Origin of the sequence: Maricaulis sp., assembly GCF_015665295.1 — a bacterium.
GTDB lineage: Bacteria > Pseudomonadota > Alphaproteobacteria > Caulobacterales > Maricaulaceae > Maricaulis.
Genome location: NZ_JADFAJ010000026.1, coordinates 1 through 9,359 on the forward strand (window position 1 = coordinate 1; position 9,359 = coordinate 9,359).

General features: G+C 64.5%; 9 protein-coding genes and 1 pseudogene. 7 read left to right on the plus strand and 3 right to left on the minus strand.

The features are described 5' to 3' along the window. The 3 genes from QZZ02_RS12090 to QZZ02_RS12100 form a co-directional block, all read left to right on the plus strand. The coding region (locus tag QZZ02_RS12090) for a flagellar basal body L-ring protein FlgH (RefSeq protein WP_291844771.1) at positions 1-456 on the plus strand (456 nt) is incomplete at its 5' end. 121 nt (positions 457-577) lie between these two features. Continuing rightward, a complete protein-coding gene (locus QZZ02_RS12095; protein WP_291844772.1) occupies positions 578-1,504 on the plus strand; it encodes a sulfite exporter TauE/SafE family protein in 927 nt (308 codons plus the stop codon). A 76-nt stretch (positions 1,505-1,580) separates the two neighbouring features. Beyond that, entirely contained in the window at positions 1,581-3,668 is a 2,088-nt protein-coding gene (locus tag QZZ02_RS12100; protein WP_291844774.1) for a hypothetical protein, read from the plus strand. Positions 3,669-3,707: 39 nt separating this feature from the next. On the opposite strand, the gene dksA is transcribed toward QZZ02_RS12100, so the two are convergent. Continuing rightward, complete coding sequence (gene dksA / locus QZZ02_RS12105; RefSeq protein ID WP_291844776.1) at positions 3,708-4,136, minus strand: RNA polymerase-binding protein DksA; 429 nt, start codon at positions 4,134-4,136, stop codon at positions 3,708-3,710. 162 nt (positions 4,137-4,298) lie between these two features. After that, complete coding sequence (locus tag QZZ02_RS12110) at positions 4,299-4,709, minus strand: flagellar assembly protein FliX (protein WP_291844778.1); 411 nt, start codon at positions 4,707-4,709, stop codon at positions 4,299-4,301. Between the two features lie 249 nt (positions 4,710-4,958). Between QZZ02_RS12110 and QZZ02_RS12115 the strand changes: the two genes are divergently transcribed. The 4 genes from QZZ02_RS12115 (at position 4,959) to QZZ02_RS12130 (ending at position 7,600) form a co-directional block, all read left to right on the plus strand. After that, positions 4,959-6,074, plus strand: coding sequence for a flagellar basal body P-ring protein FlgI (locus tag QZZ02_RS12115; protein ID WP_291844779.1), 1,116 nt, complete (start codon positions 4,959-4,961; stop codon positions 6,072-6,074). A gap of 1 nt (position 6,075) precedes the next feature. Continuing rightward, positions 6,076-6,402 (plus strand): rod-binding protein, encoded by a 327-nt coding sequence (locus QZZ02_RS12120; RefSeq protein WP_291844780.1) that lies wholly within the window; start codon positions 6,076-6,078, stop codon positions 6,400-6,402. A 3-nt stretch (positions 6,403-6,405) separates the two neighbouring features. Beyond that, the gene (locus QZZ02_RS12125) at positions 6,406-6,855 is read left to right on the plus strand and encodes a flagellar basal-body protein FlbY (protein WP_291844782.1); all 450 of its coding nucleotides are present in this window, start codon (positions 6,406-6,408) and stop codon (positions 6,853-6,855) included. Between the two features lie 70 nt (positions 6,856-6,925). Beyond that, positions 6,926-7,600: a class I SAM-dependent methyltransferase gene (locus QZZ02_RS12130; RefSeq protein WP_291844783.1), complete on the plus strand. Its 675-nt coding sequence runs from the start codon at positions 6,926-6,928 to the stop codon at positions 7,598-7,600. On the opposite strand, the pseudogene QZZ02_RS12135 reads toward QZZ02_RS12130, so the two are convergent. Next, positions 7,597-9,359 (minus strand): annotated as a pseudogene (locus QZZ02_RS12135) (hypothetical protein); the annotation flags it as partial. The gene QZZ02_RS12130 and the pseudogene QZZ02_RS12135 overlap by 4 nt on opposite strands.

Consider the following 9,359-nt stretch of genomic DNA (forward strand, 5'->3'; position numbering starts at 1 on the left):
GACAGCGCCCAGCTGAACAACACCACCAACCGGAGCCGTACCTCGGCCGAGGACAGTGACCTGACCAATTTCCTGGGTGCCGACCTGACCGGCTTCTTCAACGACGCCATCGACCCGTCCTCGCTGACCAGCCTTGGTTCGACCTCCTCGCTCGCCGGGACCGGCTCCGTCAACCGCACCGAAAGCATCTCGCTGACCGTGGCCGCCCTCGTCACCCAGGTCCTGCCGAATGGCAATCTGGTGATCGCCGGCCGCCAGGAAGTCCGCGTGAACAATGAGGTGCGCGAACTTCTCATCACCGGCATTGCGCGGCCGCAGGACATTGGATCCGACAATACGATCGCGCACACGCAAATCGCCGAAGCCCGCATTTCCTACGGCGGTCGCGGACATCTCTCCGACGTCCAGCGCCCGCGTTACGGCCAGGAACTCTATGACATCCTGATGCCGTTCTAGGACACGAAACCCCGCCACCATCGGGAACCACTGGGCCGTTACGCCACGCGCGTGACGGCCCTCTTTTTTTTCTGCGCATGCCATCTTGCCGGTCGCGCCGGGACCGCTAACGTCTCGGGCAATGTCGACCGCCGCCTCCCTCCTGCCACGCCTGCGCGTCCGCACGCTGACCCTGATCTGTCTCGGTCTGCTGGTCCTGGCCTATCTGTGCGTGCTCAACCTCGCGGCCGGGGACTGGCCGGCCCTGACAGGATTGTGGCCGCTCAGCTTTGTCGGACTGGCCGGTGCGCTGGTCGCCAACTCAACCGGTGTCGGTGGCGGCGTCGTCTTCGTGCCGGTCTTTTCAGCCCTGCGCGAAACCGGACTGCTCGATCTCGCCCCCTTGCAGACGGTGGGCGTGAGCTTCTCGATCCAGTGCTTCGGCATGAGTGTCGGCGCGCTGACCTGGCTCAACCGCTATTACCGCCCTGATGTAAGACCCGACGAGATCGCGCACCGTCCGGTGGTCGGCCGGATCGTCATGATGTCGCTCCTCACCGGCCTGCCCGCCCTGCTGGCCACGCAATACCTGGCGCGGATCGATGGCGAGCTCGCCTTCCTCCTGTTCAAGCTGTTCTCCATCGCGCTGGGCTGCGCCCTCATTGTCCAGATCATCCTCCTGCGCGGCCCGCATGCCGAACGCGAAGAGCTGGAAAGACTGGACCGGATCCTGATCCCGCTGATGGGGCTTGCCGGAGGCGCCGCGACCGCGCTGTTCTCGGTCGGGATCGGGGAATTGCTGGCCCTGACACTCTTCCTGCGCCGCTTTCCGGTCGATATCTGTGTCTCAACGGCGGTGATCGTGTCTGCCGTTACGGTCTGGACCGGCAGTCTCTATCATTTCGAGGCCGGGCATCTGGAATGGGGGGTGCTCGTCTTTGCAGCCCCCGCCGTCGCGGTCGGCGGCTTCCTTGCGCGGCGCCTGGCCCACGCCCTTGGCGGCCTTCGCCTGAAGCTGATGACCGCAATCTGGATCATAGGCTCCAGCGCGGCGCTACTGTTTATCTAGCCGCGCGTTCCGAAATCGATTTGCTGCCCGCACAAAAGCCGGACTAAGCTCCCCGCCTGACCTGGGGAGGATCAGCATGCCCGTAACTGCGATACTTCGCGCCCTTGCCCGTTCCGCAATCGGACTGGTCCTGCTGTTCGCAGGGCCTGCTGTCCACGCCCAGCCGGTGGCCGCGACATCAGAGGACTTCCAGGCACGGCTTGACGAATATCGCGACCTGTTCATCAGCATCGATCTGGCCGACATGCGCGCCATCGGCGCCCAGATGGACGCGGCCCTTGCAGCCTCGCAGTCCTGCCAGGCCAGCGACTGCCCGGACTTCGACTGCGCCGCTGCCAATATGACCTTCCAGCAAGCCGGCGAGCTCTACATGCGTTTCGGGGCACTCGAGACCGCGATCGACCACATGCACCAGCTGGACGTGGCCCATCTGACCAATTTGCATCGCGAAGCGCTGCAGGCGGAGGAGGAAGCGGCCTATGAGCAGGAAGTCCTGTACTGGCAGTCGGCGGTCATCAATGTCGCCAGCGCGGTGATCCAGCTGAGCCTGTTGAGTGGCGATATCGATGACTTCGTGCGCAATGCCAACAACATGTCGGCGCTCGAACTGGCCAGTTCACTCGACGAGCATATCCGTGACACCGAGGCGGCGCTGGGCGACATGACAGCCTTCCGGCGCCGGGCCAGCGACCGGCTGCAATCGGGCACAGCGACGCTCGAGGCCGAGCTGCTCTCGCTTGGCGATCTCAAGTCCGACCTCGCCAATATCATCAGCGAATTGCAGGCCAGCCCGCCCGGCAGTCCGCCGCCGCTCGTTGGCAATGCCCTCGCGATCGCCGGTCGTTCGGCCCGCGCGATTGGCCAGGCGGCACTTGAAATCCGGCAGGCGGAAGCCGACCGGCTGAGCCGCGAAGCCCATCGCGAACGCAGCGAGGCTGAACAATTCCTCCGCCGCGTTCATGCCCGGACCCTGCAGCGTGACTACGCCGCCCAGCTGGCGGATCGGGCAATGGCTGTCATCACGGGGCTCGGCCAATGTGTCCGCGCCAGCTGTGCGTTTAACCCGGTGGTCACGGCCGATCCGCCCCGCATTCTGGTGAGACCCGACCCGGCCGATCCGGTCAGGCGGCCACGGCTCGACCTGGAAGTCCTCGAACACAATACGGGGGAGCTGCGGCGGATCGGACTGCGTCTTTCGGCCGACTGGACACGCCCGCAATGCGAAGCGCCTCCCGATGCTTCCGGCCCGGATTCCGGATCAGCTTCGCCACCGGACCTGGACGCCATTCTCGCGGGTGTCACTCCGGACCCGTCCTGCGCCGGCCTCGTCAATGTCGGGATTTGCAGCCTGCTGACACCGGACCGGCGCGAGGCGTGCCAAAGCCTGGCCCAGACGCCGATCATGGCCTGCTCGCGCATGCCGGTGCTCGGCGCGCAATTTGCCACCGCACCGCCCGGCTCTGCCGCCTTCAGCGAGGCGATGGCCGCCACCTGCCGGACAACATGTACGCTGCAATACGGGTTGGACGCCTATCTCGACCACCAGCGTCGCGTCGCGCTCGACCAGGTCACGGAGCTTGACCGGACGCATTTCGAGAATGGTGGCGAATTGTCAGATGCGGCGGGTGTCGACACCGAGGCGCGGGACATGCTGGACAGCCTGCGCGATCAGCTTCGCGCGGCGCGCAACCGGGCTGCCCGCGATACGCGCCACATCTATTACGACCCGGAGAATGATGCCTATGTCGAGCGCGCCAGCGGCGAAGCTGACGGGGGCCTGATCCACATCACTGCCTATCCCGGCCTTGCGAGCGCAGCGGAAGCGGCCCGGCTCGAAGCGCTGCAGGTCCAGATCACGGCCCTTGAATCGCGGCTGCAGGCGGGCGCCTCAATTGCCCGCACCCGATGGGGGCAGGACGCGCGCGGCTTCTGGTCAAGCTATGGCAGTCATTTTCTCTTGATGTGCGGCGGCGAAGAGCTCGATCGGCGCCTCAATGCCTGCCTCGCCCAATGTGGCGGCGGCATGGGACAATACAGTACGTGCATTGTGCCGGCGCCCGATCAGTCGCTGGATCTGGGCCCGGTCCTCTACCCGCCCGGCGATCCGAGACGTGACGAGATCCCCGTCTTCAACGCTCGCGAAGCGATCACCGCGCAACATTAGCCGGGCGCGTGTGCTGACCGGGGGCAGGAAGGCCGATGCCTAGTCGTCGCGGTGGACGCGTTCCTTGCGCTCGTGGCGCTCCTGGGCTTCCAGGCTCAGCGTCGCGACAGGGCGGGCATCGAGACGGGCCAGCGAGATCGGTTCGCCGGTCTCGTCGCAATAGCCGTACTCGTCTTCCTCGATACGACGCAGGGCTTTTTCGATCTTGGAGATCAGCTTGCGCTGGCGATCGCGTGCCCGAAGCTCCAGCGATCGATCGGTTTCCGTCGAGGCACGATCAGCCAGATCCGGCAGCGCGCCCATGTCTTCCTGGAGATTTGTGATCGTCGAACGGCTTTCCCGAAGGATGTCATCCTTCCAGGCTTTGAGTTTCCTGCGGAAGTATTCTTTTTGCCGGTCATTCATGAACGGCTCGTCTTCCGACGGAAAGTAATCCTTGGGCAGTTCGATCGGTTCAGCTTCGCTCATCGCTTTCCACTCAACTCCACGCGGTACAGCGCTCTCCCCCCAGAAAGCGGGCCGGAGAATATGCACCGAGCCGCTCAAGTCAATGTGGAGACGCTGTTGCCACACCATTCAGGCGGAGCAAATAGCGAAAAACCTTGAATGATTTGTGTCGAAGCCGGGTGTTTAGCTGAACTTGGCCAGTTCGACCGCAGCGCGTGTCTCGACCTCGTCGAGCGCCGCTTCAAGCCGCGCATCATTGGTGGCGTCGCGACGCGTCTGCAAAAGGTCCATCAGGGCGATCAGTTTGGAGCGCGGCAGGCCGCCCTCCAGAAGGGCAATCTTGAGCTCGTCGAGCATGTCCAGCATGTCAAAGGCACGCTCGGTGGCACGCTTGCGTGCATGGGTGAAGTCCTCGACGCCCTGGAGCGCCAGGATTGCATCAACCGACTGCACCGAGGAGACCGAACTGGCCGTCATCGAGCCTGCGGATTTCGCCGGCGTATCCAGCGAAAATCCCTCGCCTGACGCGCGCGATGTGGTCTTGCGCTTGCCGGCGGAGACGGAGCTGGTCGAGCTGGGTCCGGAGACTTTCATGGCGGGAATCATTTCCTCGTGATGACGTCCAATGGATGCGGCCGGGCCGATTAACAGAGGCTTAACCTGACCGCCCCGACCGGCAAAAACTGCCGGTCCGGGATTGCAGGTGGCGGGATTTTCCGCCCCTGCGAGATCCACCCTACCCGCCAAGCCTTTGTATTTCTGCGTTTTATTTTATTAACCATATCCGTCAAACTGGCACGCCACTGGCAAGGTCAATCGCGAACACGTTCCGGAGACCGCAAAATGCGCCTGATCATCGCCCTTCTCGCCGCCCTGTCCCTCGCTGCGCCCGCGCTGGCGTCCTCGCGTATCAAGGACATGGTCGATGTCGAGGATGTGCGCGACAACCACCTCGTCGGCTACGGCCTGGTGGTCGGCCTGGACGGGTCGGGCGACAGCCTGCGCAACTCGGCCTTTACCAACCAGTCGCTCAACGCGATGCTGGAACACTTCAACGTCAACACCCGCGACGCCAACCTGAACACGCGCAATGTCGCGGCGGTGATGGTGACCGCCTCTCTGCCGGCCTTCTCCTCGCAGGGCAGCCGCATCGACGTCACGGTCTCGGCGATCGGTGACGCGTCAAGCCTGCAGGGTGGCGTGCTGATCGCGACCCCGCTGTTTGACAGCCAGAGCCGCGCCTGGGCCGTTGCCCAGGGCTCGCTGGCGGTTGGTGGTTTTGAAGCGGCCGGCGACGGCGCCAGCATAACCCGCGGCGTGCCGACATCCGGCCGGATCGCCAACGGCGCCCTGGTCGAGAACCCGTTTGAAGGCTCCGGCACAGATCCGTGGGCCGAGCTCGCCAATCGTGCCAGCCTGCGCCTGTCGCTGCGCAATCCGGATTTCACAACCGCGCGCCGCATGGCCGACGCCATCAACGCCTTTGTCGGGCCGGGCGCCGCCCGCGCCACCGATCCAAGCACGGTCACCCTGTCCCGCCCTGGCCATTTCGACGGCGACATGATCGACCTCCTGGCCGAAGTCGAGCAGCTGCGTGTCGAAGCCGACATCCCGGCCCGCGTCATCATCGACGAGAATACCGGCACCATCGTGATGGGCGAGAATGTCCGCGTCTCCACCGTCGCCATCGCCCAGGGCAACCTGACCATCACGGTCACGGAGAATCCCGTCGCCAGCCAGCCCGCCCCCTTCTCTCAGGGTGAGACCGTGGTCCTGCCGCGCACCGATGTGTCGGTCACGGAAGACAATATGCAACTCGGCGTGCTCGATGAGAGCGTGTCGCTGAGCCAGCTGGTCGACGGGCTCAACGCAATGGGTGTCAGCCCGCGCGACATGATCACCATCCTGCAGGCCATCAAGGCTGCCGGCGCCCTGCAGGCCGAGATCGAGGTCCTGTAGAATGGACAATTTCCTCGACCTCCAGCTTGCCAACGCAACCGGCACCGGTCGCGCCCAGGGCGCGCCGACACTGGGAGGGGCACGCAACGAGACCGAAGCCCGCGCCATTGCCGAGGACTTCGAGAGCTTCTTCCTGTCGCAGATGATCGAGCAGATGTTCGCTCAGACCGGCGAGGAAAATCCGTTTGGCGGCGGGTCGGGCGAGCGCGCCTTTACCGGCCTGCTGCACGAGGAATACGCCAAGGTCATGGCCCAGTCCGGCGGACTTGGCCTTGCCGACCGCCTCACTTCAGAAATCCTGCGCTACCAGGAAACCGGGGAGATTTAAGACATGACCGAACTGGCTGCCGGCAATCCTGCCGAACGGGCCGAAGGCCTGCTCAAGCTGACCAATCGCCTGACCGACCTCATCAATGAGGAAACGCGGCTGTTCCAGGACCGCCGCCCCCAGGATGCGCTCGGCCTGCAGGACGAGAAGTCCCAGCTTGCCAATATCTATCGCGCGGAAGTCGCCCGCGCCCGCAAGGAGCCGACCCGTTTTGCCGGCGCCCCGGCCCCGATCAAGGCGGCGCTGCGCCAGGCGACCACGAAATTCCATGAATCCCTGGCCGAGAATGGCCGCATTGTCGGTGCCCTGAAGACGGTGACTGAAGGCGTCGTCAAGGCGATTGCCGACGAGGCCGCCCGCCAGCGTTCGACCTCCGGCGGCTATGGTCCCGGCGCGGCCCAGCAGGCCGGTCGCGGTGGCAATTTCGCGATCGCGGTCAACCGCACCGCCTGACCCCCCGGAAAGACGACGGATATTTACGAGGCGGCATCCGGCTGGCATCTCACTGCCAACGGAGCCGCCCATGTCCATGTCCCCACCCGATCTGCCCGAGACTATTCCCGCCCTTGCCGCCTATCGCGACTGGGCCGCTGTCTATGACAGCAATGAAAACCGCACCCGCGATCTCGATGCCATTTGCCTGATGGCCGCCGGGCTGCCCCTGGCGGGCGCCTGCGTCATCGAACTTGGTGCCGGAACTGGCAAGAACACCGCCCATCTCGCAAGGCATGCGGCCAGAATCATGGCGATGGACCTGTCACCGGAGATGCTGGCGCGGGCGCGTGAACGCGGGCTGGGTGAGCATGTCCGCTTCATCGAGCATGACATCATGCAGGACTGGCCGGTCGAGGCTGGCGCGGCGGATATCGTGGTCGGAAATCTGGTGCTCGAACATGTTCGCGAGCTGGGACCCGTACTGATCCGCGCCGCACGGGCCTTGCGACCGGGCGGACAGCTTTACCTGTCCGAGCTCCACCCCTTCCGTCAATTGCGCGGCAGCCAGGCCCGGTTTGATCGCGCGGATGGCAGTGCCGCCCGGGTCGAGGCCTATTATCATGGTGTGTCGGATTATCTTGCCGCTGCTGCGGCGGCGGGCCTGTCGCTTCTCAAGCTGGACGAGCCGATCGAGGACGGCAGGACGATCAGCGCCGAAACACCACCCCGCCTTCTCGTCCTGCAATTTGTGAAAACTGCCTAGAAATAGAGGCCGCCCGAGGCGGAACCGGAATTCAGGCGCGCCAGGCCGGCCTGGTAATTCGCCAGCTGGGCGTTGTAGTAGGCCGGAACCGTGCCGCCCTTCTTGCCCGCCTGCGGGCCCTTCAGCAATTCCTTGAGCGCCGGGTCCATGGTCAGCTCGCGATAGGCGCGCTGGATCTTGGACAAGGCGTCCTGGATCGATTCCATCGCCTTCTCCGCCGAGTCCATTTCCTTCAGCGACATCGAGGCCGGCAGGTCGAGTGCGAACAGCGGCGGCCCGTCTGTCGTCTTGTTGTCCTTGTCGAGCAGGGAGCCCTTGTTGACGATGGCTCCCGGCGAAATGCCGAGGGATTTGAGCAGGTCACGACCTTCACTGCCGGCAAACAGCTCGATCGTCGAGCCTTCCGCCGCCTTGATACGCAACATGTCACCATCGCTGGAACGACGTACATCGGCGGATCCGTCGAGGACCAGCTTGGCGTTGATCTTGAAGGTCAGCGATCGCATCGTGTCGTCGGCATCGATGGTGATTTTCTTGCGCCGGCCGCCATTCACCGAAATGTAGAAGAAATCGTCTTCCCGGGCCGAGCTGCGGTCGGTGACCACGCGGCTGTCGGAATAGGTGAGCGCACCGGTCGGCAGGCCCAATGCGTCGAGCACGCTGTCATCGGTGGTCGACAGGGCGATGCCCTTGGCCTCGGCCAGACCGCCGCGACCGGAAATCTGCGTCGACCAGTCCAGCGCACCCGTCGTGCCGTCAAGCTGGGCTGCAAAGGCGTCGCGCTCACCATTGAGCGTATCGCCATTGATCCCGCCAAGCGTCTTGCCGGCGATATAGACCTTGCCATTGTGAACCTGGACACCGGCCGCAGCGTCGTCCTTGTCCGAGCCGACAAAGGTCAGGAAATCTGTGGTCGGCGTGCCGCCATCGCTCAGCTTCATCACGAAGGCATCGCGCACGCCGCCGGCATGGGCTGAAACGGGTGCGGTCGGCGCGAAACCGCTGCCCGCAGCACCGGTGACATAGATGCCGGTGGCATCGATCGCCAGGCCGCCAATTCGGCCGTCGTCGAGATCGCCGAAATCCTGTTCCCAGATCGCCGCCGAGGTATCGTCGGACACGTCAAACTTGCGCAGGACGGCGCGGCCATCCTCTTCGCTGGCGATCACGAGATTGCCGTCTTCGGCAATCGCGATGGCCGAGACAGTCTCGTTGCCGGACGAACCGACGCGGCGTGTCCAGAGTGTTGAGCCGGACGCATCAATGGCACGGATATAGCCATCGGTCGCGCCGCCTTCATGGGCGTCGCCGCCGAAGGCGCTGGCCGACTTGCCGGCGACATAGACCGTGCCGTCATCGCCGATCGCAACCGTGCCGGCCTGATCGTCCTTGGTCCCGCCAAAGCGCTGGTTCCATTGCTCGACACCGCTGGCGGAGTATTTCACGACGATGCTGTCGCTGCCTCCGATCCGGGTACTGTCACCCAGACCGCCCTCGACCTTGCCGGCAACCACGACATTGCCGCCGCTGTCCGTTGCGATGGTCAGGCCCTGGGCGCTTTCCGCCGCGCCGAGCACCCGGCTCCAGACGCGATTGCCGGTGGAATCATACTTGGCGAGGACCAGGTCCTGCTCGCCCTTGAGCACCTGGCCATCGGTCGAGGCCGTGGTGTGGCCGACCACAAAGATGCCTCCATCATTGGAGGCGACCGTGGCCTGGATCTCGAGCGGATTGTCTTCCTGTTTGATCCGGGTCTCAC

What these genes read in the sequence shown, in the direction of transcription:
- QZZ02_RS12095 (WP_291844772.1), top strand. Translation starts at nt 578, where the DNA reads ATGTCGACCGCCGCCTCCCTCCTGCCACGCCTGCGCGTCCGCACGCTG.
- QZZ02_RS12100 (WP_291844774.1), top strand. Translation starts at nt 1,581, where the DNA reads ATGCCCGTAACTGCGATACTTCGCGCCCTTGCCCGTTCCGCAATCGGA.
- dksA (WP_291844776.1), bottom strand. Translation starts at nt 4,136, where the DNA reads ATGAGCGAAGCTGAACCGATCGAACTGCCCAAGGATTACTTTCCGTCG.
- QZZ02_RS12110 (WP_291844778.1), bottom strand. Translation starts at nt 4,709, where the DNA reads ATGAAAGTCTCCGGACCCAGCTCGACCAGCTCCGTCTCCGCCGGCAAG.
- QZZ02_RS12115 (WP_291844779.1), top strand. Translation starts at nt 4,959, where the DNA reads ATGCGCCTGATCATCGCCCTTCTCGCCGCCCTGTCCCTCGCTGCGCCC.
- QZZ02_RS12120 (WP_291844780.1), top strand. Translation starts at nt 6,076, where the DNA reads ATGGACAATTTCCTCGACCTCCAGCTTGCCAACGCAACCGGCACCGGT.
- QZZ02_RS12125 (WP_291844782.1), top strand. Translation starts at nt 6,406, where the DNA reads ATGACCGAACTGGCTGCCGGCAATCCTGCCGAACGGGCCGAAGGCCTG.
- QZZ02_RS12130 (WP_291844783.1), top strand. Translation starts at nt 6,926, where the DNA reads ATGTCCATGTCCCCACCCGATCTGCCCGAGACTATTCCCGCCCTTGCC.